The 26390-nt window shown below is 66.9% G+C and carries 30 protein-coding genes and 1 pseudogene; 17 read left to right on the forward strand and 14 right to left on the reverse strand.

The features are described from left to right. The first annotated feature begins 3 nt into the window (after positions 1-3). A complete protein-coding gene (locus tag EPO41_RS10445) occupies positions 4-1011 on the forward strand; it encodes a Bug family tripartite tricarboxylate transporter substrate binding protein (protein ID WP_296324300.1) in 1008 nt (335 codons plus the stop codon). Between the two features lie 43 nt (positions 1012-1054). Here the strand turns inward: EPO41_RS10445 and EPO41_RS10450 are convergent, their stop codons facing one another. After that, positions 1055-2602 carry a class I adenylate-forming enzyme family protein gene (locus EPO41_RS10450; protein WP_296324302.1) on the reverse strand — a complete coding sequence of 516 codons (1548 nt, stop codon included), beginning with the start codon at positions 2600-2602 and terminating at the stop codon, positions 1055-1057. Positions 2603-2653: 51 nt separating this feature from the next. After that, on the reverse strand, positions 2654-3397 hold the full coding sequence (locus EPO41_RS10455; protein WP_296324305.1) for an SDR family oxidoreductase: 744 nt from the start codon (positions 3395-3397) through the stop codon (positions 2654-2656). 71 nt (positions 3398-3468) lie between these two features. Between EPO41_RS10455 and EPO41_RS10460 the strand changes: the two genes are divergently transcribed. Genes EPO41_RS10460 through EPO41_RS10470 form a run of 3 tightly spaced genes read left to right on the forward strand, consistent with a single transcriptional unit; the run spans position 3469 to position 4879 of the window. Continuing rightward, positions 3469-3849 (forward strand): Rid family hydrolase, encoded by a 381-nt coding sequence (locus tag EPO41_RS10460; RefSeq protein ID WP_296324307.1) that lies wholly within the window; start codon positions 3469-3471, stop codon positions 3847-3849. Between the two features lie 29 nt (positions 3850-3878). After that, complete coding sequence (locus EPO41_RS10465) at positions 3879-4343, forward strand: hypothetical protein (protein WP_296324310.1); 465 nt, start codon at positions 3879-3881, stop codon at positions 4341-4343. Positions 4344-4351: 8 nt separating this feature from the next. Next, positions 4352-4879 (forward strand): hypothetical protein, encoded by a 528-nt coding sequence (locus EPO41_RS10470; protein ID WP_296324314.1) that lies wholly within the window; start codon positions 4352-4354, stop codon positions 4877-4879. 3 nt (positions 4880-4882) lie between these two features. On the opposite strand, the gene EPO41_RS10475 is transcribed toward EPO41_RS10470, so the two are convergent. After that, positions 4883-5170 (reverse strand): hypothetical protein, encoded by a 288-nt coding sequence (locus tag EPO41_RS10475; protein WP_296324316.1) that lies wholly within the window; start codon positions 5168-5170, stop codon positions 4883-4885. 98 nt (positions 5171-5268) lie between these two features. Between EPO41_RS10475 and EPO41_RS10480 the strand changes: the two genes are divergently transcribed. Further along, the gene (locus EPO41_RS10480) at positions 5269-5586 is read left to right on the forward strand and encodes a hypothetical protein (protein WP_296324319.1); all 318 of its coding nucleotides are present in this window, start codon (positions 5269-5271) and stop codon (positions 5584-5586) included. Here the strand turns inward: EPO41_RS10480 and EPO41_RS10485 are convergent. Then, entirely contained in the window at positions 5567-6514 is a 948-nt protein-coding gene (locus tag EPO41_RS10485; RefSeq protein WP_296324322.1) for an alpha/beta hydrolase, read from the reverse strand. The genes EPO41_RS10480 and EPO41_RS10485 overlap by 20 nt on opposite strands. A gap of 97 nt (positions 6515-6611) precedes the next feature. On the opposite strand from EPO41_RS10485, the gene EPO41_RS10490 reads away from it, so the two are divergent. From EPO41_RS10490 to EPO41_RS10505, 4 genes are read left to right on the forward strand one after another with little or no spacing between them, the layout of a single operon-like run. Further along, a complete protein-coding gene (locus EPO41_RS10490; protein WP_295139844.1) occupies positions 6612-6794 on the forward strand; it encodes a zinc-finger domain-containing protein in 183 nt (60 codons plus the stop codon). A 12-nt stretch (positions 6795-6806) separates the two neighbouring features. After that, positions 6807-7265, forward strand: a complete 459-nt coding sequence (locus tag EPO41_RS10495) for an acyl dehydratase (protein WP_296324325.1) — start codon at positions 6807-6809, stop codon at positions 7263-7265. Position 7266: 1 nt separating this feature from the next. Further along, the gene (locus EPO41_RS10500; protein WP_296324328.1) at positions 7267-8043 is read left to right on the forward strand and encodes a crotonase/enoyl-CoA hydratase family protein; all 777 of its coding nucleotides are present in this window, start codon (positions 7267-7269) and stop codon (positions 8041-8043) included. A gap of 3 nt (positions 8044-8046) precedes the next feature. Then, complete coding sequence (locus EPO41_RS10505; RefSeq protein WP_296324331.1) at positions 8047-8856, forward strand: phytanoyl-CoA dioxygenase family protein; 810 nt, start codon at positions 8047-8049, stop codon at positions 8854-8856. 1 nt (position 8857) lies between these two features. Here EPO41_RS10505 and EPO41_RS10510 read toward each other — a convergent pair whose 3' ends face one another. From EPO41_RS10510 to EPO41_RS10540, 7 genes are read right to left on the reverse strand one after another with little or no spacing between them, the layout of a single operon-like run. Continuing rightward, positions 8858-9235 carry a hypothetical protein gene (locus EPO41_RS10510; protein ID WP_296324334.1) on the reverse strand — a complete coding sequence of 126 codons (378 nt, stop codon included), beginning with the start codon at positions 9233-9235 and terminating at the stop codon, positions 8858-8860. 50 nt (positions 9236-9285) lie between these two features. Further along, positions 9286-10308 (reverse strand): NADPH:quinone oxidoreductase family protein, encoded by a 1023-nt coding sequence (locus EPO41_RS10515; RefSeq protein WP_296324337.1) that lies wholly within the window; start codon positions 10306-10308, stop codon positions 9286-9288. A 16-nt stretch (positions 10309-10324) separates the two neighbouring features. Further along, positions 10325-11092: a crotonase/enoyl-CoA hydratase family protein gene (locus EPO41_RS10520; RefSeq protein WP_296324340.1), complete on the reverse strand. Its 768-nt coding sequence runs from the start codon at positions 11090-11092 to the stop codon at positions 10325-10327. Between the two features lie 9 nt (positions 11093-11101). After that, positions 11102-11482 (reverse strand): hypothetical protein, encoded by a 381-nt coding sequence (locus tag EPO41_RS10525; protein ID WP_296324345.1) that lies wholly within the window; start codon positions 11480-11482, stop codon positions 11102-11104. Next, complete coding sequence (locus tag EPO41_RS10530) at positions 11479-11940, reverse strand: hypothetical protein (protein WP_296324348.1); 462 nt, start codon at positions 11938-11940, stop codon at positions 11479-11481. The genes EPO41_RS10525 and EPO41_RS10530 overlap by 4 nt, the downstream gene beginning before the upstream one ends. A gap of 4 nt (positions 11941-11944) precedes the next feature. Then, positions 11945-13132: a urate hydroxylase PuuD gene (locus EPO41_RS10535; protein WP_296324353.1), complete on the reverse strand. Its 1188-nt coding sequence runs from the start codon at positions 13130-13132 to the stop codon at positions 11945-11947. A gap of 20 nt (positions 13133-13152) precedes the next feature. Continuing rightward, positions 13153-14514, reverse strand: a complete 1362-nt coding sequence (locus EPO41_RS10540) for a nucleobase:cation symporter-2 family protein (protein WP_296324357.1) — start codon at positions 14512-14514, stop codon at positions 13153-13155. A gap of 155 nt (positions 14515-14669) precedes the next feature. Here EPO41_RS10540 and aceB point away from each other — a divergent pair, with 155 nt between their 5' ends. The 4 genes from aceB to EPO41_RS10560 are packed head-to-tail and all read left to right on the forward strand — an operon-like array spanning position 14670 to position 19249. Next, a complete protein-coding gene (aceB, locus tag EPO41_RS10545; RefSeq protein WP_296324360.1) occupies positions 14670-16289 on the forward strand; it encodes a malate synthase A in 1620 nt (539 codons plus the stop codon). Between the two features lie 10 nt (positions 16290-16299). Beyond that, positions 16300-17832: an acyl--CoA ligase gene (locus tag EPO41_RS10550; protein ID WP_296324363.1), complete on the forward strand. Its 1533-nt coding sequence runs from the start codon at positions 16300-16302 to the stop codon at positions 17830-17832. Between the two features lie 10 nt (positions 17833-17842). Next, positions 17843-18811, forward strand: a complete 969-nt coding sequence (locus EPO41_RS10555) for a 2-dehydropantoate 2-reductase (protein ID WP_296324366.1) — start codon at positions 17843-17845, stop codon at positions 18809-18811. A 15-nt stretch (positions 18812-18826) separates the two neighbouring features. Beyond that, positions 18827-19249: a GNAT family N-acetyltransferase gene (locus tag EPO41_RS10560; protein ID WP_296324369.1), complete on the forward strand. Its 423-nt coding sequence runs from the start codon at positions 18827-18829 to the stop codon at positions 19247-19249. 130 nt (positions 19250-19379) lie between these two features. Here the strand turns inward: EPO41_RS10560 and EPO41_RS10565 are convergent, their stop codons facing one another. Together EPO41_RS10565 and EPO41_RS10570 are read right to left on the reverse strand one after the other, a co-directional pair. Beyond that, complete coding sequence (locus EPO41_RS10565; RefSeq protein ID WP_296324370.1) at positions 19380-20228, reverse strand: uracil-DNA glycosylase; 849 nt, start codon at positions 20226-20228, stop codon at positions 19380-19382. Next, positions 20225-21253 (reverse strand): alpha/beta fold hydrolase, encoded by a 1029-nt coding sequence (locus EPO41_RS10570; RefSeq protein WP_296324373.1) that lies wholly within the window; start codon positions 21251-21253, stop codon positions 20225-20227. The genes EPO41_RS10565 and EPO41_RS10570 overlap by 4 nt, the downstream gene beginning before the upstream one ends. Positions 21254-21347: 94 nt before the next feature. Between EPO41_RS10570 and EPO41_RS10575 the strand changes: the two genes are divergently transcribed. The 3 genes from EPO41_RS10575 to EPO41_RS10585 are packed head-to-tail and all read left to right on the forward strand — an operon-like array spanning position 21348 to position 25691. Beyond that, the gene (locus EPO41_RS10575) at positions 21348-23027 is read left to right on the forward strand and encodes an electron transfer flavoprotein-ubiquinone oxidoreductase (RefSeq protein WP_296324376.1); all 1680 of its coding nucleotides are present in this window, start codon (positions 21348-21350) and stop codon (positions 23025-23027) included. Between the two features lie 5 nt (positions 23028-23032). Next, positions 23033-24823, forward strand: coding sequence for a tetratricopeptide repeat protein (locus tag EPO41_RS10580; RefSeq protein WP_296324380.1), 1791 nt, complete (start codon positions 23033-23035; stop codon positions 24821-24823). A 31-nt stretch (positions 24824-24854) separates the two neighbouring features. Further along, positions 24855-25691, forward strand: a complete 837-nt coding sequence (locus EPO41_RS10585) for a 4-(cytidine 5'-diphospho)-2-C-methyl-D-erythritol kinase (RefSeq protein ID WP_296324383.1) — start codon at positions 24855-24857, stop codon at positions 25689-25691. On the opposite strand, the gene EPO41_RS10590 is transcribed toward EPO41_RS10585, so the two are convergent. Beyond that, positions 25683-26027 (reverse strand): peptidoglycan-binding domain-containing protein, encoded by a 345-nt coding sequence (locus EPO41_RS10590; protein ID WP_296324388.1) that lies wholly within the window; start codon positions 26025-26027, stop codon positions 25683-25685. The genes EPO41_RS10585 and EPO41_RS10590 overlap by 9 nt on opposite strands. Before the next feature lie 103 nt (positions 26028-26130). On the opposite strand from EPO41_RS10590, the pseudogene EPO41_RS10595 reads away from it, so the two are divergent. Further along, a pseudogene (locus EPO41_RS10595) lies at positions 26131-26390 on the forward strand (hypothetical protein); the annotation flags it as partial.

The following is a 26390-nucleotide window of genomic DNA, read 5'->3' on the forward strand; positions in this document are numbered from 1 at the left end:
AACTTGACCGACCAGAACCGCCGCGGCTTCGTCCGCGCTTCGGGCGCCGCCGCCGCGCTCGCCGCCCTCGGGCTTGCCGGCCGCGCCGGCGCCCAGGGGGCCCAGCCGCTCGAGAACGTGCGCATCGTCACCGGATTCCCGCCCGGCGGCACCTCCGACACGCTGTGCCGCCGCGTCGCCGAGGGCCTGAAGGGCACCGCCTATACCAAGGCGGCCATCGTCGAGAACAAGGCCGGCGCCGGCGGCCAGATCGCCATCCAGTCGATGAAGGGTGCGGCGACCGACGGCAGCGTCATCCTGCAGACGCCGGCCTCGATGCTGATGATCTACCCGCATATCTACAAGAAGCTGGCCTACGACGCCTTCACCGACGTGACGCCGGTCACGCTCGCCTGCATCTTCGACTTCGGCTTCTGCGTCGGCCCGGCGGTGCCCGAGAGCGTCAAGAACATCCCGGAGTTCCTGGCGTGGTGCAAAGCGAACCCGGACAAGGCCAACTACGGCTCGCCCGCGGCTGGCTCGGTGCCGCACTTCATCGGCGTGCTGCTGGGGCAGGCAGGTGGCGTCGAACTGAAGCACGTGCCCTATCGCGGCACGCAACCCGCCGTCCAGGATCTGGTCGCGGGCCAGGTCCAGGCGGTCTCCGGTCCGGTGGGCGAATTCACCCAACAGGCCGCTGCCGGCAAGATCCGCTTCCTCGGCGTCTCCGGCGCGACCCGCAGCCGCTTCGCGCCCAACGTGCCGACCTTCGCCGAGCAGGGCTACAAGGACCTGGTCTTCTCCGAATGGTTCGGCTTCTTCGCCCCGGGCGGAACGCCGGCGCCGGTCGTGACGCGCGCCAACGAGGCGTTGCGCGCCGCGCTCGCACAGAAGGACGTGATCGACGGGCTCGCCGTCATGGGCCTCGAGATGAAGTCCTCGACTCCGCAGGAACTGGCGACACTCTTGAAGGAGAGCTACGACCGCTGGGGCCCGATCGTGAAGAAGATCGGATTTACGGCGGATTCCTGACGCGGCCGATCAGCGGAGCGCGCCACTCCAGTGGCGCTCATGATCATGAGGCGCCACTGGAGTGGCGCGCTCCTTTGAGGTCAAACCGCTTCGCGTCGTCCCGCGCATAGGTCGCGACGGCGCGGTCGACCAGCGTCTTGCGATCGATCTTGTTCGTGCCCGCAAGCGGCAGCTCGTCGACGAACCAGACGGCGCGCGGATGGGCGTAGGCCGGACCGTTGTCGAGGGCGAAGCGGCGCAGCAGTTCCTCGGTCGGCGCCGTGCCGGGCTTCGCCACGACGAAGGCGACCGGGAGCTGGTACTTGATCTCGTCCGGTACGGGCACGACGCAGGCCTGCGCCACGTCGGGATGCCGGCCCAGCAGTTTCTCGACCTCGCCGGGATAGACGTTCTCGCCGCCGCACTGGAACATGTCGTCGGCGCGACCGACGAAGAAGACGAACCCGTTTTCGTCACGGCGCATCACGTCGCCGGTGTCGTACCAGCCGTCGATCAGGCGCTTCTTCGTGTCGGCCTCGCGGTTGAGATAGCCGCTCATGAGGGCGGGTGTGCGGATATGCAGAACGCCCTGCGTGGGGCCAGTCTCGGCGCCGCCGACGAACTTCACCTCGATGCCCGCGCGCGGATAGCCCAACGCGCCCATGGGCTTCGGCACGCCATCGGGATGCGGCCCGAAGCCAAGCGGGCCGGACTCCGTCGTGCCCCAGCTGTTGGCCGTCTCGGCATTGGGAAACATCCGGTGCATCTGCTCGAAGAACTCTGCGGTCGAGGGCGCGGAACCGGTGACCGCCGTCGTGACGCAGCCGAGATCGGCCTTGGCCAACTCCCCGGTCTCGCGCATGACCAGCGCCAGCATGGTCGGCACCGAGGTGATCATGGCGACGCGCTGGCGGTCGATGGCGCGGATGAAGCCGCGTGCGGTGAAGTTGGTCATCAGCACGATGGTGCCGCCGTTGATCATCGCCATCTTGGCACTGAACAGGCCGTTCATGTGGAACAGCGGCGCGGCGATGATGATCTTCTGGCCCTCGATGCCGGGTCGCTGTTCCGGCGTGGCGCCGGTCGCCCAGATGTAGCCGCCATGTGTCAGCGGCACGCCCTTGGGCAGGCCGGTCGAACCCGACGTGTAGAGGATCATCGCGACCTCTTCGGGCGCCATGTCGACCGGCTCGAACAGGCCCGCGTCGAGCAGGCCGTCGAGCTCCTCCATTGCGACGGTCGGCACCAGCGAACTGACCAGCGGCGCGCGCTCGGCGTCGGCGACCGCGAGCTTGACCGACGAGTCCTTCATGATGTGCGCCACGGTCTCGCGCGGCAGCTTGTGATTGACGCAGACCGAGACGAGGCCGGCCGCCATCGTGGCCATATAAAGCACGAGATAGTCGGCGCTGTTGGCCGCCACGATGGCCACGGCCTCGCCGCGTGCGAGACCGCGCTTCAGCAGGCCGCGTGCGAGCGCCGCGATGCGGGACCGCGCCTCGCCGTAGCTCAGCCGCAGCTGCTCGTCGCCCTCGGGCGAAACCTGGATGATGAAGGGGCGGTCGGCCGGCGCCTGCGGGTCGAGGATGGCGGCGAGATTCTTGAGGTCCATGATTCCCTGATTGATAGACGGACGATCATGCTGCAAGCGACGTGCCGGATTTCAGCGCCGCCGATGAAATTGCGATCCGCCATACGACTGGTCTGTGGGCACGATCTCCATGAAGCTCACATCCATGCGCTGCGGGGCGCCCAGCACGAACATGACGGCTTCGGCGATGTCGGTGGGCTGCAGCGTCTCGAAGCCGTCGTAGAAGCGGCGCCGTCCTTCCTCGCGATCCTCCATCAGGCCGAGATGGGCACCGGTCTCGACGCGGCCCGGCGATATTTCGGTCACGCGCACGCCGGACCCGTGCAGGTCGAGGCGCAGCGTCTGGCTGAGATTGTGGATGGCGGCCTTGGTCATGGCATAGACCGGCATGCCGGGCAGCGCCCAGGTACCCGATGTCGAGCCGAGATTGACGATGTGGCCGAGCCCGCGCGCCCTCATGCCGGGCACGACGGCGGCGAGGCAGTTGAGCGTGCCGCGCAGGTTCACGTCCATCAGGGTGGCGATGTCGTCGGGCGCGGTCTCCCACGAAACGCCGCCGCGCACCGGAGCCGAGGCGTTGTTGACCAGGATGTCGGCGTCGAGCGAGCCCAGAGCGCTCAGCACCGCGTCGCGATGGGAGATGTCGAGCGCCATCGGCCGGCAGCCGGTTTCCCGGGCCAGCTCCGTTAGATCGTCGGCGGAGCGGGCGACGGCATAGACGTCGAGCCCGCCGATCCCGAGTTCGCGGACGACCGCCGCGCCGATGCCGCGGCTCGCGCCGGTGACGATGGCGGTGCGATAGCGATCGAGTGACACGGCTTCCTCCTTTGCCCGGCGCAAACGGCCGCCTAGAGTGCCACCATAGCGCATCGAAGCTGGAGCGAAGCATGGCCAAGAAAGTCTTTCCCGACGGCACCGAGGTGGCGGGCTTCTACGTCCGCACCATCAGGAGCGGGCCGTTCGTCTTCGTTTCCGGCACGACCTCGCTCAATCCCAAGGGACAGGTGCAGGGCAAGGACGCCGCCCAGCAAACGACGATTACCATGCGCAAGATCGAGGCCGGGCTGAAGTCCGCCGGGGCGAAACTGAGTGACCTCGTCAGGACGACGATCTACGTGACCGACATCCGTGACATGGGGGCCGTGACCGCGGCGCTGGGCAAGTCGCTGAAAGGCGCGGTGGTCACATCGACGCTGGTGGCCGTGAGCGCCCTTGCCGTGCCCGGCCTGCTGGTCGAGATTGAGGCCACGGCCGTCGTCGACCAGTGACGAGGGACGCGGGTGATGGAGAGCGTGGGATGAGTGGGAAGAGAGTAAGGTTGCTGGGGCGCCGGCAGGCGCTGGTCGGGTCCGTGGGGACCGTGGGAACGATGCTGGCGGCGCCGGCGATCGCACAGCAGCGGGTCAAGTCCGGAACCGTCAACATCGAGCAGGTCCAGGTGGCCTTCTTCGGCAGCGGCAATGTCGGCAGCGGCACCTTGCACTATGAAGGCCGCAGCTACCGTTTTTCGGTCGGCGGCCTGGGGGTCGGCGGGTTCGGCGTCTCCAAGATGGAAGCCTATGGCGACGTCTACAATCTGAAGGAGTTGCGCCAGTTTCCCGGCGCCTACGGCCAGGCGCGCTACGGCGCGGCCTACGGCGACCAGGGCAAGGGCGAGATGTGGCTGGAGAACACCAACGGCGTGATGATCGACCTGAAGACGCGCCGCCAGGGCCTTGCCGTCTCCCTCGGCGCCGACGCCGTCATCATCGACTTCAAGTGAGGCGGCCCATGACGATGTTCAGCCGCGCCCTTGCGGGCGCCCTCGTTCTCCTGGCCGCCGCTCCGGCGGTCGCGCAGGACGAGACCCAGACCTTCAATGCGTTCGCCGTGGTGCTCGCCAACGGCTCGGTCGTGCGGGCCGGTGAGAAGCAGCTCGTCGTGGCGGCGACCCTGGCCGGTCCCCTGTTCATCGAGACCGACGAGGGACCGCAGCAGGCCGGCCGCGTCGGCTGCGCCCTTTCGTCGAAGATCGACCAGGCCAGCCGCAAGACCAGCGCGACGGGCGCCTGCACTTTCACGGCCCATGACGGCGCGACGGCCTGGGGCGAGTGGGATTGCGCCGGCTACGAGCTCGTCGGCTGTCGTGGCACGTTCAAGCTGACGGGCGGTACGGGCCGCTTCGAGGGCGCGAGCGGCGAGAGCACGCTCATCTGGCGGCCGACGGCCCTGGAACTGAAGAAGCAGCTCGACGGCATGGCGGTCGACAATGCCAGCGGCATCGTCCTGTGGCGCGAGTTCAAGCTGAAGGGCAAATAGCCGTCAACCGGCCGGCGGATAGGGAATGCGGCTGCGCTGCAGGAGTTCCTCCAGCGCCTTGATGCCTTGCTGGTAGCGGCCCTTCTGGCAATCGATGCCGGCCCCGAGGCGCGCCATGTTGGGGCCGCCGGAGCCTTCGCCGCGCTGCAGATTGTAGCGGTCGTAGAGCGCCCCGAGCTGGGCGCAGCGCATCGCCAGTTGTTCCTCCGTCTGCTGGGCGTGCACCGAAGCAGGCATCAACAGGAGTCCGGCGACAGCGCAGGAAACCAGGGGCTCGAAGCGGATCTTCATGCCTCGCAGTAGGCCATGGATCGCATGATCTTGCACCTGTCCAGCACCGCGAGGTACTGTCGTGCCGCCTCCTTTCAGGGGGCCAAGGGGGAGAGAAAATGACGACGCGATCGACGATGAGGTGGATGTTCGCGATGGGCATCGCAGGTCTGGTCGCGGCCTGCAGCATGGCGAAGAGCACGCCAGGCGAAGATCCCCGGACGGAAACGAATGCAACGCAGGTGACCTGGACCGATGGCAAGCCCGCCATCGCGATCAGCTGCAAGGAGCCCGGCGCGTGCCAGACTCGTGCAGTCGCAATGTGCAACAGCACGGGCGGGGCCTACACCACATTGAAAATGGAAAACATGCCGACGCGCGGCGACATGACGGAAATACGCGGCGCCGCCTCGGTCATCATTCGCTGCGGGGCGTAACGCTCGCCTGACCGCTGCGCTTCGATCCCCAGAGGACGGCCATCTCGGGCTGCGATTTCGAGGCATCCGCGCCCGAAGGAAGCGGGGCGTCGTGATCAGAGATCCAGGCCGCGACGTCGGCCGTCACGGCCGGCCCGGCCTTGTCGCGCATCAGCAGATGATAGCCGTTCTTGTAGAAGGCCAGTCGGGAATCGGACCGTGGCGGCATGATCTCGATGGCCGCCTTGACCGGCTGCTGCGGCACGATGCGATCGCCCAGCCCGTACATCATGAGATAGGGCTCCTTGACCCGTGCCGCGGAAGCGCGGGCGTCGTCCATCAGGTCGACCAGCCCATAGGCCATGTCGAGGCGGGGTTGGCGCAGCATCATCGGGTCGTTGCGCAGCTTGTCGATGGTCTTGGGATTGTCGGTTGGCTGATAGTCGATCGAGGTCGGCCCTGCCGGCATCCAGGGAATGGTGTGGGCGAAGAACCACAGGCCGGCGCTGGCCACGGGACCGAACGTGTCGCGCGAGCGCACGGCCGCCGCCGACAGGATCAGCCCGTCCGATTCGGTCCCGCGATCGGCCGCCACCAGCACCACCGCCCCGCCCATGCTTTCGCCGGCCAGGTAGAACGGCACGCCGGGATGGCGTGCCCGCACGAGCGCCGCGACCGCCTTCGCGTCGTCCACCAGCGTGTCGGTGCCCGGCCACCGGCCGCGGGTCGGGCTGCCGCCAAAACCGCGCTGGTCATAGGCGTAGGTGGTGATTCCAGCCCCCGACCAGCTTCCGGCCGGCTCCTCCCAGGCCATTCGGTAGTCGCCGAAGCCGTGCAAGGCCAGGATGACGGCCTTGGGCGCGCCGTTTGCCGCAGGCCAGACCGACAACGGTAGCGAAGTCCCGTCCGCCGCGACATAACGGTCCCCGGTCAGCTGCGGCTTCTGCACAACGCCGCCTCCCGGAACGACCGTCGGGGCGCAGGCGGAGAGCATGACCGCGGCGGCGGAGGCCGCTATCATTCGCCGGCGTAACAGGAGTGGGATCGTGACGGAGCCGTTTGAAGTCATCACTGTCGATACTGACCGCGTCGCCTGCGATGGCGGTGGCGGCGCGTTGGGCCATCCCAAAGTGTACCTCAACCTGGGCCCGGAAGGACACGTCGAGTGTCCCTATTGCAGCAGGCTCTACAAGCTGCGCGAAGGCGCAACTCTCGCCCACGCTCACTGAGGGAACGGCCCCATGAAGCAGCTCGGGGAAGGCTGGAACTGGCGCGACCTCAGGGTCGGCGACAAATTCGTCACCTATGGCCGAACGATCTTCGAGGCCGATCTTCTCAATTTCGTGACCCTTTGCGGCTTTTCCGAGGAGCTGTTCACGAACAGGGAGTACATTCGCGAACATGCGCCCATGCGCGGCGGCCATCCCGTTCCGGGCGCACTGGTCTATTCGATGGCGGAAGGCCTGGTCATTCCCACCACGTTGCAGGGAACGGGTCTCGCCTTCCTGTCGATGGGCTTCGACATCAAGGGCCCCACCTACGTGAGCGACACGATCCACGTCGAGATCGAGCTCACGGAGATCAAACCGACCTCCAAGGACCCGATGCGCGCCCTGGTTCGGACCACCAACCTGGTCAAGAACCAGAAGGGCGAGACGGTGCTGGTCTACACGCCGTTGCGCATGATGCAGGGAAGCTGACGTGGCCAAGGTCGCGGTCGAGCGGGAGGGCGCGACGACGATCGTCTCGATCGACCGTTTCGCCGAGGCCCGCAACGCCGTCGATCCCGAGACCGCGATCCTCCTGCGTGAGGCCTTCCTGGCCTTTGATGCCGACGATTCCCAGTCCGTCGCCATCCTGACCGGGCGGGGCGGTTCGTTCTGTGCGGGTTTCGACCTCAAGGTTGCGGCCAGCCGAGAAGGCGTGTCCGAGCACGATCCCGCCGGGCCGGGACCGATGGGACCGACGCGTCATCTTCTCTCCAAGCCGGTCATTGCCGCCATCGAAGGCCATGCGGTGGCGGGTGGGCTCGAGCTTGCCTTGTGGTGCGACCTGCGCGTGGCGTCCGAAAGCGCGAAGTTCGGCGTCTTCTGCCGCCGTTGGGGCGTGCCGCTGATCGATGGCGGTACGGTGCGCCTGCCGCGCCTCATCGGGCATAGCCGTGCGCTCGACATGATCCTGACCGGCCGCGAGGTCAGCGCGCGCGAGGCGTTCGAGTGGGGCCTTGCCAACCGTCTGGTGCCGGAAGGGCGGGCGCTCGCCGAGGCGAAGGTGCTGGCCGGGATACTCGCTAGATTTCCGCAGACCTGCCTGCGTTCCGACCGGCGCTCGTCCTACGACCAGTGGTCGCTCGACGTACCGGCTGCCCTCGTCAACGAAGCCCGCCACGGCATGCCGGCGCTGCAGGCCGAGTCGCGCAAGGGCGCGGCCCGCTTCGCCGCCGGCAAGGGCCGCGGCGGCGATTTTGGAGAAATCTGAACCATGCCGATGCCGACCGACGCCGAGGTCGCCCGCTATCGCGAAGATGGCGCGATCTGCCTGCGCAACGCCATTCCCATGGAATGGATCGAGCGCATGCGCGCGGCCGTAGACGACGACATGGCCAGCCCGGGCCCGATGGTCCGCATCAACACGCCGCAGGGTTCGCCCGGCCTGTTCTTCGTCGACTTCCAGCTCTGGCAGCGTCATGTCGCGGCTCGTGCCTTCGTGTACGAATCACCCGCGCGCGAGATCGTGGCGAAGCTCATGGGATCGAGGGAGGTCGTCTACTATCACGACCATCTGCTGGTGAAGGAGCCGGGCACGCAGGAGCGCACACCCTGGCATCACGACCAGCCCTACTATCCGATCGACGGCGAGCAGGTCATCTCCCTGTGGACGCCGCTGGATCCCGTCGATCGCGAGACCTGCGTCGAATACGTGAAGGGCTCGCATCGCTGGGGCCGCTGGTTCCAGCCGAAATTCTTCAAGCAGGGCGGTGTCGACCTGCAGGTCCAGGACAGCCGCTTCGAGCCGCTGCCCGATCTCGATGCCGAACGTGGCACGCACGAGTTCCTCGCCTGGGACATGGAGCCGGGCGACGTCATCGCCTTCCATGCGCTGACGCTTCATGGCGCCTCGGGCAACCAATCGACGTCGCGCCGCCGCCGCGCCTGGGCCACACGCTGGTGTGGCGACGACGCCCGCTACGGCGCCCGGGTCGGACAGATCTCGCCGCCGATCGAGGGCCACGGGCTGAAGCCGGGCGACCGGCTCGAATGCGAGACGTTTCCCAAGGTCTGGCCGGCGTAAATCAGGAGCCTGAGTCGAACGCGTCCAGCCATTCGCGGGCAAGGTGCAGTTCGCGAAAGATCTTCACGGGCCGGTCGCCCTCTGCAAGGACCTGGAACAGGCTGGCCTGCTCATAGGCGCGTTCCGTGACCGCCACGATGGCGAGCGGGCCGAGCTTGCTCACCTTCAGATAGGCGCGGATGCGAGCGCCGAGCGCCATCATGTCGGCGTCGCTCAGCATCACGACGGCATGCGTCATGTCGAAAATCTTGCGGAAAGTCAGGGCGTTGGCGACGGTCACGCCATCGAGATAGTTTTCGACATCCTCAAGCCGCAGTTCGTCCCGCGCGACGGCGATCACGAGTCGGTGCGGCTTGGAGATCGTCCACTGGACCGGCATGCCTGCGGACTATGCCGGATCGACTGCCGGACCGACAAGCGTCCGTACGGTTACGGAACGAGGACGGCTTTGCCGACGACGGTGCGCTCTTCGATCAGGCGGAATGCCTTCACCCAATCTGCAAGGTCGTAGGTTGCGGCTACGGTCGCCCTGAGCTTTCCTTCGGTGAACCAACGCGTGAGGTCCTTCTGTGCCGCGGCCACCAGGGCGCGGCGCTTGGCCAGCGCCTCGGCTTCCTTCGGCGACGGCGTACCCTTGCTGCCCCAGCCATTCCAGTAGCCGTAGTAGAAGCCGATCACCGTCGCGTTCTTGACGAGGAGGATGTTGGCCGGGATCTGCGGAATGACGCCGCTGGCAAAGCCCATCGGGATGATGCGCCCCTCGGGCGCCACGCAGCGCAGCGACGCATCGAAGGCCGATCCACCGACGGGATCGTAGATGACATCGGCGCCGCGGCCGCCGGTAATTTCCAGTACCTTGGTGCGTAAATCCTCCGCGCGATAGCCGATCAGATGATCGGCGCCGGCCTCCTGTGCCGCTTTTAGCTTGTCGGCGCCGCCGGCGCTGGCGATCACCACCGCGCCCATCGCCTTGCCAACCTCGATCGCGGTGAGGCCCGAGCCACCGCCCGCACCGTGAACCAGCAGCACCTCGCCGGGCTGCATGTCGGCCTTCCATTTCAGGGCACCGTAGGCCGTGGGGTAGAGCGTCGGAAAATTCGTCGCCTCGGCATAGGGCATGATCTCGGGGATCGGCACGAGGTTCGCGGCAGTGGCAGTCGCGTACTCGGCGAAAGCCCCCTGGCTGACGCCCGTCGCGATGCGGTCGCCGACCGCCACGGTGGTCACGCCGTCGCCCAGCGCCACGACATGGCCGGCCAGCTCGTTGCCCGGCACGTAGGGCAGGGCCGGCTTGTTCTGGTGCTTGCCCTGCACGCCGAGCATGGCGGCGAAGCTCACACCGGCGGCACGGACCTTGACCAGCACCTCCCCGGCCTTCGGCACGGGCTGAGGAATCTCCTCGACCTTCAGACTGTCGATCGGACCATAGGCATGACAAACCAGCGCCCGCATGTCTCTAACTCCCGGATTACTTCCTGAATTGGCCGTGGCGGCCTTCGCCCTTGGCGAAGCGCGCAGCACCGCCTTGTGATTCCTGCCGCCGTGCGTCGAGCGACAGTTCCATCTCGCGCCGGATCGCCGAAGCCTGGTCGCGGTCGAAGCTCTCGTAGGCTGACTGGCGGTCCGACGTCATGGCGATCGGCGGGAAGCCCGCGATCTGCCGCGCCAAAGTTTCGGCTTCGGTGCGCGTCGTGCCGCGCGCCACCTTGCGCGTCGCCAGCCCGATCGCGATCGCCTCGTCGGCGCCGACGGCGCGTCCGGTCAGCAGCATGTCCATGGCGCGACCCTGGCCGACGATGCGCGGCAGCCGCACGGTCGTGCCGTCGCTCATCGGCACCCCCCAGCGCCGCGAGAACACCCCGAAGGTCGCCGTGTCGTCGACGATGCGGATGTCGCAGAACAGCGCGACGCCCAGCCCGCCGGCGCAGGCATGTCCCTCGACAGCCGCAATCACCGGTTTCGACAGCGGGGCCCGCAGCGGGCCCTCGTCGCTGCCCGCCCAGGGAAAATAGTCCGTTCCCGAGCCCAGCTCCTTGAGATCGGCACCGGCGCAGAAGGCGCCGCCCGCGCCGGTCAGCACGGCGACGCGCGCCTCGGGATTGACCTCGAAGGCGCGCAGCGCGTCGGCAAGCCCGTGCGCGGCTTCGTTGTCGAGGGCGTTCCGGGCTTGCGGCCGGTTGATGACGATGGTGGTCACCGGCCCCTGGGCCTCGACCAGAATTTTCGGCGTGCTCATGCCATCGTCTTAGCGAACCGTGGCGAGCTCGTCTTCAAGCTGGGCATTGGAGCGGGCCGGTGTGCGGAAGTACCACCAGTTCTTCTGGGGGGTCCAATTCTCCTTGCGCGCCGTGCCATGGCCCCAGACGCAGCGTTTGAAGTCGCGCGTCGCGGCCATGAAGATCCTGTCGGCTGCGTCGAGCTTCAGCGCATGGTCGCCCATCTCCTCGCGGCTGAACATCGGCAGCGCCTCGAGGATCAGCTCGCGCACGTCGACGTCGTTCAGCCAGTTGTCGAGGTCGAAACTGTAGTCCTGCCGCTCGAGGTCCTGGGCAAAGCCGGCCCACTGGTCGATCAGATCCTGCAACTCTGCAACGTCGGGCGGGCCGGGTGGCGGTGGCGGCTTCAATCGTTCCCCCGTTCGGCTTGGCGGCGGTAGTAGCGCTCGCCGTCGTTGGGTTTGAAGAAGGTGCGTATGATGCCGTTGGAATTGAAGGCGATGAAGGCGCCTGTGTCACGGTCGAAACGTGTCACGACACCGTCCCGGCGCACGGTCTCCTGGATCGGTCCGCCGACCTTCGCGTCCCGCAGCAATTGCGCCTGTCGGAGATAGTCCTGCTTGGTAATGCGGCCGAATTCGCTCCCGTGCTTCTGGTAATGCTCGTCGAGGCGGCGCTGGTCGGCGAAGCCCATGCCCGAACCCCACCCCTGGCCCGCTTCGCGCGCCTCGGCGGAGATCGCGGGCCCGCGCGCAATCTCGCGCTGGCCGCGTTCGGAAACTTGAGACCAGAAGAGGAAGATCGCGACCGCCGCCAGCGCCGCCGAAAGCAGACGGCGCCACGGAAAGCCGCGGGAGCGGAATTTCATGCCGCTATTGTGCGCCGCCTTTGAACCAGCGCGCAATCATGCGGCGCTCGGCGTCGGTGATGTTGGTCATGTTGCCGGGCGGCATGACGCGCGAGGCGGCGGCCTGCTGGTTGATCGCCGCCGCCATCGCCTGGATCTGCGACGGTGTCTCGAGCAGGATTCCCTTCGGTGGCGCCAGGAATCCTTCCTGCGTGGGCTTCGCGGCATGGCAGGGCGTGCAACGCGCCTGGATGATGGGCTGGACCTCGGCGAAGGCCACGGGCCCGCCGCCATCCGCGCTCGGCCTCGGCAGCGAAAGAAGTGCGGTGAAGGCGATGAAGACGAAGCCCGCCGCGAGGACCAGCGGATTGGCATTGCCCTTGTGGCGCTGGACGAACCAGACGCGGATCAGGGCGCCAGCGATCGAAATCGTCAGCAGCAGCACCCAGTTCCATTCGTGACCGTAGAGGCCGGCGTAATGGTTGCTGATCATCGTGAACAGCACCGGGAGTGTGAAATAGGTGTTGTGAACCGAGCGCTGGCGCCCACGCAGGCCGTGGATCGGGTCGGGAATGCGGCCTTCTTCCTTGGCCTTCACCAGCTCGCGCTGGCCGGGGATGATCACGAAATAGACATTCAGCACCATGATGGTGCCGAGCATGGCGCCGAAATGGATGTAGGCGCCGCGGCCCGAGAAGATGTGGCAGAGCGCCCAGGCCGCGATCACGCAGTAGAGGAAGACGAGCCCGCCCAGCACGACGTCGTCCTGGCCCAGGGTCGAGCGGCAGAGCCAGTCGTAGACTAGCCAGCCCAGCACGAGGAACCCGAGCCCGATGGCGATCGCCTGTGGTTTGGTCAGCGGCAGGACCGACGGATCGATCAGCGCCACCTCGGCCCCGTAGTAGTAGACGAGGCAGAGCAGGAAGAAGCCCGTGACCAGGGTTGTATAGGCTTCCCACTTGAACCAGTGCAGCTCGGGCGGCAACCGCTCCGGTGCGACCTTGAACTTCTTGGCCGTGTAGAAGCCGCCGCCATGGACCGCCCAGACCTCGCCGCCGATTCCCCTTGCGACGTCGGCCGGGTCGAGCGGCGGGTGCAGGTGGTTGTCCAGCCAGATGAAATAGAAGGAGGCGCCGATCCAGGCGATGCCCACGATCATGTGAGCCCAGCGCAGCAGCAGGTTCAGCCAGTCGACAACGAAAGCAGCGTCCATCCCATCTCCCCTGGCTGCGCTCAGTGCGCTGCCTCGGCCTCCCGTCCGGCCGCCGTCGCCTCGGCCGCGGCGTCGGCGCTGCCCTTCATCCCGTTGAAATAGGCGTTGAGCAGGACAGCCGAGATCGAGGCCAGCAGGATACCGCTGTGGAGCAGCGGGCCCAGCGCCTTCGGCATCTGGCCGAAGAAGCGCTCCGAGACAAGGGGGATCATACCGAGGCCGATGCTGATCGCCACAACGTAGGCGTTGTTGGGATTGCCGCGGAAGTCGACCCTCGAGAGGATCCGTATGCCGGTGGCGCAGACCATCCCGAACATCACGATTCCCGCCCCGCCCAGCACGAATTGCGGCACCGAGGCCACCACGGTGGCGATCTTCGGGAACAGGCCGAGCGCCAGCATGATGACGCCGCCCATGGCCGTGACCCAGCGGCTGCGCACGCCGGTGATGCCCACCAGCCCGACATTCTGGGAGAAGGACGTGTAGGGGAAGGTGTTGAAGATGCCGCCGATCAGCGTGCCCAGCCCGTCGACCCGCAGTCCGCGCGTCAGGTCCTCCTTGTCGATTTTGCGATCGGTGAGTTCACCCAGGGCGAGGAACATGCCCGTGGATTCGATCATCACCACGATCATGACGAGACACATGGTGAGGATCGCCAGCGCATCGAACGTCGGCCAGCCGAACTGGAAGGGATAGACAGGCTCGATCCATCCGGCTTCGGCGACGCCCGCGAAGTTCACCTGGCCCAGCAGCATCGCCACGACAAAGCCTGCGGCCAGGCCCAGCAGCACGGCGATGTTGGCGAAGAAGCCCTTGAGGTACTTCGTGATCACGAGAATGACCAGGAGAACGAGGAAGGCCACCGACAGATAGAGCGGATCGCCGAAGCGCGGATTGCCGACACCGCCGGCCGCCCAGTTGATACCCACGCGCATCAGCGAAATGCCGATGACCGCGATGATGGTGCCGGTCACGACCGGCGGGAACAGCGGCAGGAGACGGCTGATGAACGGCGCAACCACGACGCCAAATATGCCAGCGGCGATGACCGCCCCGTAAATGCCGAGCAGGCCGATGCGGGGATCGGTGGCCATGGCGAGCATCGGGCCGACGGCGGCGAAGGTTACGCCCATCATTACGGGCAGGCGGATGCCGAACCACCGGAACCCGATCGATTGGATCAGGGTGACGACCCCGCAGGCGAAGAGGTCGGCGTTGATGAGGATCGCGATCTGGTCCTTCGGCAGCTTGAGCGCGCCGCCCAGGATCAGCGGGACGGCGACGGCACCGGCATACATCACCAGCACATGCTGCAGGCCGAGCGGCAGCAGCTTCACGAGCGGCAGTTTTTCGTCCACCGGATGGACGACAGTCTCGACCATCGGTCTTCTCCCCCGAGTGACACGCGTCGTTGTACAAGAGGCAGCAACCCCCGTGCCAATAGGGGATTTCGCCGGGCGCGGTCGAATTCGGACTGGTCTGGCGGCGATTCCGGCGTTAAATCGCCCGTTCAACCTGGATATCGAAGGGAAACGAAATGGCGGCTCTGGACCTTCCAGCGGGCGTGGTCATCGACGGCGCGATGAAGCCTGGTTTCGACAAGGTGCTCACCAAGGAGGCCGTCGCCTTCGTCGCCGACCTGCAGCGCAAGTTCAATGCCCGCCGGGAAGAGTTGCTGGCCCTGCGCGTCGAGCGCCAGAAGCGCCTCGACGCCGGCGAAAAGCCCGATTTCCTGCCCGAGACCGCCAAGATCCGCGAGAGCGACTGGACCGTCGCGCCGCTGCCCAAGGATATCCTGGACCGCCGGGTCGAGATCACCGGCCCGGTCGACCGCAAGATGATCATCAACGCGCTGAACTGCGGCGCCAACGTCTTCATGGCCGACTTCGAGGACGCCTCGACGCCGACCTGGGCCAACATGATCGAGGGCCAGTACAACCTGGCCGACGCGGTGCGCCGCCAGATCGACTATGTCGACCCGGTCAGCGGCAAGTCCTACAAGCTGAACGAGAAGACGGCGGTGCTGTTCGTGCGCCCGCGCGGCTGGCATCTGCTCGAGAAGCACGTGACGGTCGACGGCAAGCCGATGTCGGGCTCGCTGTTCGATTTCGGCCTCTATTTCTTCCATAACGCCAAGGAAGCGCTGTCGCGCGGCACCGGCCCGTATTTCTACCTGCCGAAGATGGAGAGCCATCTCGAGGCGCGCCTCTGGAACGACGTGTTCGTGGCGGCGCAGGATGCGCTCGGCGTGCCGCAGAAGTCGATCAAGGCCACGGTGCTGATCGAGACGATCGTCGCCACGTTCGAGATGGACGAGATCCTGTGGGAGCTGAAGGACCATTCGGCCGGCCTCAACTGCGGCCGATGGGACTACATCTTCTCCTTCATCAAGAAATTCCGCGAGCAGGAGTGGGCGGTGCTGCCGGATCGCGGCACGGTCGGCATGACCTCGCACTTCCTGCGTTCCTACAGCCAGCTCGTGATCAAGACCTGCCACCGCCGCGAGGTTCACGCGATGGGCGGCATGGCCGCGCAGATTCCGATCAAGAACGACCCCAAGGCCAACGAGGAGGCGATGGCCCGCGTCCATGCCGACAAGAAGCGCGAGGCCGGTGACGGCCACGACGGCACTTGGGTCGCACATCCGGGCCTCGTGCCGATCGCCAAGGCCGAGTTCGATGCGGTCATGAAGGAAGCCAACCAGATCGCGCGCAAGCGCCAGGACGTGCACGTCACCGCCGCCGACCTGATCCAGATCCCCACCGGTCCGAAGACAGAAGCGGGCTTGCGGCAGAACGTGGCCGTGGGCATCGGCTATGTCGAGGCGTGGCTGCGCGGCATCGGCTGCGTGCCGCTGTTCAACCTGATGGAAGACGCCGCCACCGCCGAGATCAGCCGTGCGCAGGTCTGGCAGTGGGTGCGACACAACCAGAAGCTCGACGACGGGCGCGCCATCACCAAGGAACTCGTGCGCCAGGTCGTGCGTGAGGAGAACGACAAGGTGAAGGCGCAGATCGGCGAGGAGGCCTATGCCAAGGGCCGCTACGAAGATGCCGCCCAGCTCATGATCGACCTGGTCGAGCAGCCGCAGTTCTACGAGTTCCTGACCCTGCCGGCCTACGACCGCATCATCGCCGATGAGAAAGCGGCGGCCTGAAGGACATAAGATGATCAAGACCGTTTACGACGTCGCGTCCGCGGGCAAGGCCGACGCGCCGGCGATCGGCGCGCCGGGCCGCCCCTGGCTCACCTATGCCGGCCTGAAGAAGCTGACCGACGACACGCTGGCCACGCTCAACGCCGTCGGCATCGGCCGCGGCGATCGCGTCGCCATGGTCGCGCCGAATGGGCCGGAAATGGCGTCCTCGTTCATCGCCGTCGCTTCGGGCACCAGCTCGGCGCCGCTCAACCCGGCCTATCGCGCCGACGAGTTCGAGTTCTATCTCGACGACCTGAAGCCCAAGGCCGTGATCGTTCAGAAGGGCATGGACAGCCCCGTGCGCGCGATGGCAGAGAAGGTCGGCGTGCCGATCATCGAGCTGGTGCCGACGGAAGACGGTCCGGCCGGCAGTTTCACGCTCGACGTTTCGGCGTTGAAGCCCGCGAAAGCCGCGAGCCCCGGTACCTCGGTCGATGGCGAGATCGCGCTGGTGCTGCACACGTCGGGCACGACCGCGCGGCCCAAGATCGTGCCGCTGTCGACGGCGAACCTCGCCGCCTCGGCGCGCCATATCGCGCAATCGCTGGCGCTGACGCCGGCCGACCGCTGCATGAACATCATGCCGCTGTTCCACATCCACGGGCTGATCGCCGCGACGCTCTCGTCGCTCGGCGCCGGTGCGTCGGTTGCCTGCACGCCGGGCTTCAACGCGCTGCGCTTCTTCGCCCAGCTCGATGAGGTGAAGCCCACCTGGTACACGGCCGTGCCGACCATGCACCAGGCGATCCTCACACGCCTGCGCAGCCATGCCGACGCCGCGAAGGCGGCCAAGCTGCGGTTCATCCGTTCCTCCTCGGCCTCGCTGCCGCCGCAGGTGATGCTGGAACTCGAAGCTGCCTTCGATTGCCCGGTGATCGAGGCCTACGGCATGACCGAGGCCAGCCACCAGATGGCGTCCAACGCGCTGCCACCGGGCAAGCGCAAGCCGGGGGCCGTCGGCCTGCCGGCCGGTCCGAAGATCGCCATCATGGACGAGGCCGGCCACTTCCTGCCGCAGGGCACGGTGGGCGAGGTGGTGATCCAGGGGCCGAACGTCACGGCGGGCTACGACAACAATCCCGACGCCAACCTCAAGGCCTTCGCCGACGGCTGGTTCCGTACCGGTGACCAGGGCCGCTTCGACGAGGACGGCTACCTGTTCCTCACCGGCCGCCTCAAGGAGATCATCAACCGCGGCGGCGAGAAGATCAGCCCGATCGAGGTCGACACGATCCTGATGGATCATCCGGCGGTCGAGCAGGTCGTGACCTTCGCGATCCCGCATCCGATGCTGGGCGAGGATGTCGGCGCAGTCGTCGTGCTGCGGGCGGGCCAGGAAGCGACGGAACGCGAGCTGCGCGACTTCGTGGCCAGGCAGGCCGCCGACTTCAAGGTGCCGCGCAAGGTCGTGTTCGTGAGCGAGATCCCCAAGGGCGCCACCGGCAAGTTGCAGCGCATCGGCCTTGCTGCCAAGCTCGGCCTCGGCGAGGCGAAGGCCTGAGGGTGGCGACGTGACCTCGATCTGCGTTTTCGGCGCTGGTGCGATCGGCGGCCTGATGGCTGCCAAGCTCGAAATGGCCGGCACGCCCGTCACGGTGGTGGCGCGCGGTCCGCATGGCGAGGCGCTGCGCACGCGCGGCCTCGTCCTGCTGAGCGAGGGCAAGGAGACGGTGACGGAACCGCGCGTCGCCGCCGATCCGAAGGAGATCGGTCCGCAGGACTATCTCGTGCTGACCTTGAAGGCGCATTCGCTGCTGCCGGCGATGGAGCAGCTCAAGCCGCTGATCGGGCCGCACACGACCATCGTCGCGGCGATCAACGGCGTGCCCTGGTGGTATACGTACAAGCTCGGCGGCGAGTTCGAAGGCAAGCGCATCGAGTCGGTGGATCCCGGCGGGGCGCTCACGGCCGCGCTGCCGCCTTCGCAGGTTCTGGGCAGCATCGTCTATCCGGCCGCCGACGTGGTCGAGCCCGGCGTGATCCACCATACCTACGGCGACCGCTTCACCTTGGGCGAACCTGACGGCAGCCGCAGCGAGCGCGCGGCGAAGCTGTCGGAGCTGCTGATCAAGGCGGGCCTCAAGGCGCCGGTGCGGCCGCGCATCCGTGACGAGCTGTGGGTCAAACTCTGGGGCAACATGGCCTTCAACCCGATCAGCGCGCTGACCGGCGCGACCCTCGACAAGGTGATCGGCGATCCCGGGACGCACGCGGTCTGCCGCGCGCTCATGGTCGAGGGCCAGGCCGTTGCCGAGAAGCTCGGGGTCAAGTTCGCGATCAACGTCGACAAGCGCATCGCCGGCGGCGCCGAGGTCGGCGCCCACAAGACCTCGATGCTGCAGGACCTCGAGCGTGGACGTCCGCTCGAAATCGAGGCGCTGCTGGGCGCCGTCGTCGAGATGTCGGAATGGGTGGGCGTCGACATGCCGATCGGCCGCAGCGTACTGGCCCTGGTCCGCCAGCGCGCCGAGATGCGCTGAGGTGGTTGGGCGCTGATGGAAAAGATCGAGCTCGTCTTCGATCCCGACAATGCCCGCGCCGCGGACTATGTGGGCGACCGTCTGTCGATGTTCAATTCGAGCCGCACCGGCAAGTCCGACTACTATCCCTGCAAAATTTTCCTGAAGGGGGAGAAGGGCGAAACCCTGGGCGGCCTTCTCGGCTATCTCTGGTCGGACTGGCTGTTCGTGTCGACCCTGTGGGTCGACGAGGCGCTGCGCGGCCAGGGCCACGCGACGCGCCTGATGGACGCCGCCGAGGACTATGCCCGCATGCGCGGCTGCCACTCCGCCCATCTCGACACCCACACCTGGCAGGCCCGCCCGTTCTACGAGAAGCGCGGCTACGAAGTCTTCGCCATGCTTGACGACTATCCGCCGGGACATCAGAAATTCTTCCTGAGGAAGAAACTCCAGTAGCCGCTGAAGAAGCCGGGAATCCGGCGAATGAACGAAACAAACGAAATAAACGAACCAGACGAATCGGAAAAGAGGCTGGAAATCGCGGTAACCCGATACCGCCCTTGCTGCTCGCTCCCGTCGAAAGACGCTAACGAACGCCGAGATCCTTCAGCCGCTTGTCGAGTGATAGCAGGTCGGCCCAGCTCTGGCGTTTGCTGGCGGGGGTGCGCAGCAAATAGGCCGGGTGGAAGGTCGGGAGCGCCGGGATCTCGCTGCCGTCGTCGAGCGTGAGCGTCGTCCATTTACCGCGCAGGCGGGTGATGCCTTCCGTCGTGTTCAGCACCGCCTTCACCGCCGTGCCGCCGGCCAGCACCACGATCTTCGGCCTGGCGAGTTCGATGTGGCGGCGGGTGAAGGCGAGGCAGATGGCCTGCTCGGCGAGCGTCGGCGTGCGGTTGCCGGGCGGGCGCCAGAAGAGAATGTTGGTGATGTAGAGGTCGCGCTCGCGGCTCATGCCGATGGCCGAGAACATGCGGTCCATGAGCTGGCCGCTCACGCCGACGAACGGCTTGCCTAGCCGATCCTCGTCGGCGCCCGGCGCTTCGCCCACGATCATCACCGGCGCGCCGGCGACGCCGTCGGAGAACACGGTGTTCTTGGCGGTGCGCTTCAGCGCACAACCTTCGAAGGCGCGAACGGCCTCCTCGAGTTCGGCGATGGTGTTTGCCTGTTGTGCGACCGCGCGCGCGTCCTCGGCGAGCTTGGGCGATTCGAGCGGTACGGGCGGGCGCGCGACCGGTGGTGCGATGGGCGTGCGGATCGGCGTCGGCGCGGCGGGAGCGGCAGCCGGCGAGGGGAGGGCGGCGGCAACGGCAGCCGGCGGCGGTAGCGCGAAGCGGTCGATCGCTTCCTCGCCGATCGTCTCGTCGAGCCCGTGGTCGACATACCAGCGCAGCAGCGCGGCGGCGTCCTGCGGGGCGAACGCCGCTTCGTTCATGCCAGGCTCTTGATGAAGGCGCCGAGGATCGGCGCCCACATCGCAGCGTCGGCGTGGCTGGCCATATGTCCCTTGTCCGACGGCATCTCGACATAGGTGAGATCGACGCCGGCCTTGCGCATGTCGAGCGCATGGGCCGCGCAGTCGGTGAGGTCGAACAGCTTGTCGGTCTTGGAGATCACGTACAGGACCTTGGTCTTCTTCAGCTGGTCGTACTGTTTGGTGATGTCGAAGCCGTCGATCGCGCGTCGCAGGGTGACCAGCGAATGTCCGTCGTAGATCTTCGCCCAGCCCTTGGCGGCGACCTTCGCCTCGGCCTCGCCCTGACCGTAGTTCAGCAGCGTCTCGTAGCGGATCTGCTCGAGCGTGCCGGGAATGCCGCCGTTCTCGTAGTACCAGCCGCCGTTCCAGTTCGGATCGCTGGCGAGGCGGGCCTGCAGCGCCTCCAGGCCGCCCAGCCGGCCGGGCGCGCGCGGCGCGGTGACGGAGGCGGCGATGCCCTTCATGAAGCCGGGGTAGGACGCCGCCCACTGGAACGACTGGAAGCCGCCCATCGAGGGGCCGACCACGGCCACCAGACTCTTCAGGCCCAGCGAATCCACCAGCAGCTTCTGGCTGGCCACCATGTCGCGCAGGGTGATCTCCGGGAAGGTCGGGCCGTAGGGCTTGCCGGTGCCGGGATCGATGGCATTGGGACCGGAACTGCCGTGCGCGGAGCCCAGCGCGTTCACCGAAACGACGAAATATCGGTCGGTATCGATCGCCTTGCCCGGGCCGATCAGCCCGTCGAACCAGCCGGCCGATCCCTCGGTGACGCCGCGACCCTGTTTGCCGACCGCATTCTTGCCTGCGGCGTGATGGGACGAGGTGTAGCCGTGCACGACAAGGATGGCGTTGTCCTTGGCCGGGGACAGCGTGCCGTAGGTTTCGTAAGCGAGTTCGAGGATGGGTAGCGTCTTGCCACTTTCCAGCCTGAAATCGCGTGCAGAGAAGGTCTTGCTATCGATATCGATCAACTCTGGCACGGGAATTCCCCTTTTCAGCGGGTGGCGATCCTGCCCCCGACAGGCTATCTAAATCAAAGGATTGCCGTCCGACAGGCGCGCGTCCATCGGGAAAATGGAATTGCAGAGCGAGATGGGCATGACGCGCGAGGCGATGGAATACGACGTGGTGATCGTGGGTGGTGGTCCGGCCGGACTGTCGGCGGCGATCCGCCTGAAGCAGCTTGCCGCGGAGCGCAACCACGAAGTCTCCGTCTGCCTGATCGAAAAGGGCTCGGAACTCGGCGCCCATATCCTGTCGGGCGCCGTCGTCGACCCGATCGGTCTCAACGAGCTCATTCCGGACTGGAAGGAGAAGGGCGCCCCGCTCGAGACCCAGGTCACCGACGACCAGTTCCTGTTCCTCACCAAGGGCGGTTCCTACCGCTTCCCCAACTTCCTGCTGCCGCGGCTGATGAACAACCACGGCAACTACATCGTCAGCCTCGGCGAGGTCTGTCGCTGGCTCGGTCAGCAGGCCGAGGCGCTGGGCGTCGAGATCTATCCCGGCTTTGCCGCCGCCGAGGTGCTCTACAACGAGGATGGCTCGGTGAAGGGCGTCGCGACCGGCGATATGGGCATCGCCAAGGACGGTACGCACAAGGACAGCTACACACCCGGCATGGAGCTGCATGCCAAGTACACGCTGATCGGCGAAGGCGTGCGTGGCTCGCTCGCCAAGCAGCTCATGGCCAAGTTCGACCTGCGCGACGGTGTCGATCCGCAGAAGTTCGGCATCGGCATCAAGGAATTGTGGCAGGTCGATCCGGCCAATTTCCGCAAAGGCCTGGTCGTGCACTCGCAGGGCTGGCCGCTGTCGGAGACCGGCAGTTCGGGCGGTTCGTTCATGTATCACTTCGGGGACAACCTGGTCGCCATCGGCCTCGTGGTGCATCTCAGCTACGAGAATCCGTACCTCTCGCCGTTCGACGAATTCCAGCGCTTCAAGACGCATCCCGACGTTGCCAAGTATCTCAAGGGCGGCAAGCGTCTGGTCTATGGTTCGCGCGCCATCAACGAAGGCGGCATCCAGTCGGTACCCAAGCTCACCTTCCCGGGCGGCGCATTGATCGGCTGCTCGGCGGGCTTCGTCAACGTGCCGCGCATCAAGGGCAGCCACAATGCGGTCAAGAGCGGCATGCTCGCGGCCGAGGCGGCATTCGAGGCGCTGGCCGGCGGCAAGACGGGTGGCGACGAGCTGATCGCCTATCCGGTGAAGCTCAAGGCGTCGTGGATCTGGAAGGACCTCGACAAGGTGCGCAACGTGAAGCCGGCGCTGAAGTGGGGCACCACGCTTGGCACGCTCTATGGCGGCCTGGACATGTGGCTGCACGATCTCGGCCTGCGCGTGCCGTGGACCTTGCACCATCACAAGGCCGACCATGAGACGCTGCGGCCGGCCAGCGAGTTCCAGCCGATCCAGTATCCCAAGCCCGACGGCGTGGTCTCCTTCGACAAGCTCTCCTCGGTGTTCCTGTCGAACACCAACCACGAGGAGGATCAGCCGGTTCACCTGAAGCTGCGCGATCCGTCGATCCCGATCGCCGTGAACCTGCCGCTCTATGCCGAGCCGGCGCAGCGCTACTGCCCGGCCGGTGTCTATGAGGTCGTGACGGCCGACAACGGCCAGCCGCGCTTCCAGATCAACGCGCAGAACTGCGTGCACTGCAAGACGTGCGACATCAAGGATCCCGCGCAGAACATCGATTGGAGCGTCCCCGAAGGCGGCGGCGGTCCCAATTACCCCAACATGTGAGCCGCATGAACCGCACCCCCCTCGCGCTGCTTTCCGCCGCGCTGCTGGTCGCTCTCCCCATCTCTGGCCAGGCCCAGCAGGGCCCGGCACCTCAAGGCGATGCCCGGCCGCCGACCACCCGGCCGCCGGCCGTCCAGCCCGGCCAGCGACTGGCGCCGATCTCGCTGCAGGGCCGCTATCTCGCCGCACGTGTCGGCGAGCAGGATCACGATTACGACGTTGCCGCCGACCAGATGGATCAGGCGCTGGCGCTGACGCCGCTCGATCCCGAGCTGATCTATGCCGTCTTCCGCCTGCGCATGTATGCCGGCCGTATCGACTCCGCCGCCGAGCTGGCGCCGGCGGTGCTGGCCACGCGGCCGGGTGATGGTTTCGCCAATCTTGTGATGGCGATCCAGGCCATCAAGAAAGGTGAATACAAGGCCGCCGAACAGCAACTCAGCAAGATCGGCGCCGAAAATCAGCTCGGCACGTTGCGCGAATACGTGATGGCGTGGCTGAAGGCGGGGGAAAAGGATTACGCGGCCGCGCGTGCCCTGCTGGTGCGCCTGAAGCCTGCGGCCGGCGAGCGGGCCGAGGCCCCCTCGCTGGTGATCGAGGGACAGATCGACGAGATGGCGGGCGACAAGGCCGCCGCCGAGGCGAAATACCGGCGCGCCATGTCGATCGACCGCAACGGGCTGCGCACCACGATTTCCGTGGCGGAAGGGCTGCGGCGTCTCGGCAAGGACGCCGAAGCGCGCGAGATCCTGAAGAGCTACGGCGCGCGTTACGGCGACTCCGTCGTGATGGATGGGCTGATGGGCCCCAATGCGCCGATGCCCAAGCCGCCGACTCCGGCCTCGGGCATTGCCGAGATCCTGTTCGATATTGGCGGCATCCTCGCCTCCGATCCGCGCAACCAGCGCACCGATCTCGCGCTGATCTTCTACCAGCTCGCCACCGCGCTCAAGCCTGACCAGGATTTCGCCTGGCTGATGATCGCCGGCCTCTACGAGCAGTTCAACCAGATCCCCAAGGCGGTCGCCGCCCTGGGCAAGATCGGCCCGAATTCGCCGCTCTACTGGCAGGCGAGACTGCGGACGGCGGCGCTCGACGCCCAGGAGGACAAGTTCGACCAGGCCGTCGCTCGCCTCAGGACGCTGGTGGCCGAGAAGCCCGATCGCATCGACGCGGCGCTGACCTTGGCCGACCTGCTGCGCGGCAAGGATCGCTTTGCCGAGGCGGTCGCCGCCTACGACACGGCGATCTCGCGGCTGGGCACGCCTGACGAGCGGCACTGGCAGATCTATTTCGGACGCGGCATCGTGCTCGAACGCACCAAGAACTGGCCGAAGGCCGAAGCCGACATGAAGAAGGCGCTCGAACTCTCGCCCGAGCAGCCCTACGTGCTGAACTATCTTGGCTACAGCTGGATCGATCAGGGCCTGCACCTGCAGGAAGGCATGAAGATGCTGGAGCGCGCGACCGAGCTGCGGCCGGACGACGGTTCCATCACCGACAGCGTCGGCTGGGCCTACTACCGGCTCGGCCAGTACGAGAAGGCGGTGGAGTGGCTGGAGCGCGCGACGGAGCAAAAGGGCGACGATTCGACGATCACCGATCATCTCGGCGACGCCTACTGGCATGTCGGCCGCCGCCGCGAGGCCCGCTTCCAGTGGGAGCGCGCGCTGCACCAGAAGCCCGACAAGGATCGCCTGCCGGTCATCGAGGACAAGATCGCCAACGGGCTGAACCCATCGAACGACAAGCCGACCGTCTACGAGAAGGCCGCCGACTCCAAGCAGGGCGGCTGATCGAAGGCCGGCTGATCGAAGGGTAGGGGGCGTGCCGCTCGCGCGAGCCAAGGTCAATCTCTGGCTGAAGGTCGTTGGACGCCGCGCCGATGGCTTTCACCTGCTCGATTCACTGGTCGCGTTCACCGATCTCGCCGACGAGATCGAGGTCGCGCCTGCGTCGGACTTGTCCCTCCAGATCGTCGGACCCGCCGCTGCGTCGCTCGAACGCAACACCGACAATCTGGCGCTGAAGGCGGCGCGCCTGCTGGCGGGGCGCGCCGGCGTGGCGCCGCGCGCCGCACTTCGTCTCACCAAGCGCATCCCCGTGGCGGCCGGACTGGGCGGTGGCTCGGCCGATGCCGCCGCGACGCTTCTCGCCCTGGTCGAGCTGTGGCGTGTCGCGATGCCCCAGGAGGAGCTGTTCGATCTCGCTGCGACTCTCGGTGCCGACGTGCCGATGTGCCTCGCCGGCCGGCCGGCGCTGGCCTCGGGCATCGGCGAGCGTCTCGTCCCGGCGCCGGCCTTGCCGGCGTGCGCCATCCTGCTGGTCAACCCCGGCACTGCGCTGCCGACGCCTGCCGTCTTCGGCGCGCGACAGGGAAGTTTCTCCGCGGCCCTGCCGATCGGCAGCGGCTGGCAGGATCTTGGCGACCTTGCGCGCGATCTCGCGCGACGCGGCAACGACCTGACCGACGCAGCCATTTCGTTGCAGCCGGAAGTCGCCGATCTACTCGACCGGCTGCGACGCAGCGACGGCGTCGCCCATGTCGCGATGAGCGGAAGCGGCGCGACCTGCTTTGGCCTGTATCGAACCATCGAGGAGGCACAGCGCGCGGCGTCTCTTCTTCCCGCATCCTGGTGGCGGCACGCCGGCCGCCTAGTTTGAGCCGTCCTTGGGTTTGGGCTTCATCAGGAGCTGCATCTCCTTCAGCGAATCGAACAGCTCCCGATTGGCTTGGCCCGTGACCTTGAGGCCGGCCAGTCCCTCGTACTCGCGGATTGCGGCGCGCGTCGCCGGGCCCATGCGGCCGTCGGGGTCGCTCTCGTAGAACCTCATCTCGCGCAGCAGCGCCTGGACGGCCTTGACCTGCCCCGCCGATGTTGCCGGCCACGCATTGGAATCCACGGGTGCCACCTTGAGGATGTCGGCCGATGTGGGCGGTGATGGTGGTGGCGCCGCAGCGGCAAGTTGAACCGGCTTGGGCGGCGCAGGCGGCGGCATCAGCTTCGCAATTTCGGCTGACGTTGGCGGAGGGGGAGGAACCGCTTGCCTGCCCAGGTCGATCGGCTTCGGCGCGGGCATCGCGGCGAGGACCTGCTTCGCGATGTCCGCCGACGTGGGCGGCGGCGGCGGCGGTGCCGCGGCGGCGATCTGGATCGGCTTCGGCGGCGCAGGAGGTGGCGGCATCAGCTTCCTGATATCGGCTGACGTGGGCGGCGGCGGTGGCGCCGCAGTGGCGAGCTGGATCGGCTTCGGCGTTGGCGGCGCCGGCGGAGTGGCCTTCGCGATGTCGGCCGAGGTGGGCGGTGGCGGGGGCGGTGCCGCGGCGGCGAGCTGGATCGGCTTGGGTGCAGGCGGGGTGGC

The sequence above is a fragment of the Reyranella sp. genome (assembly GCF_004297265.1).
GTDB lineage: Bacteria > Pseudomonadota > Alphaproteobacteria > Reyranellales > Reyranellaceae > Reyranella.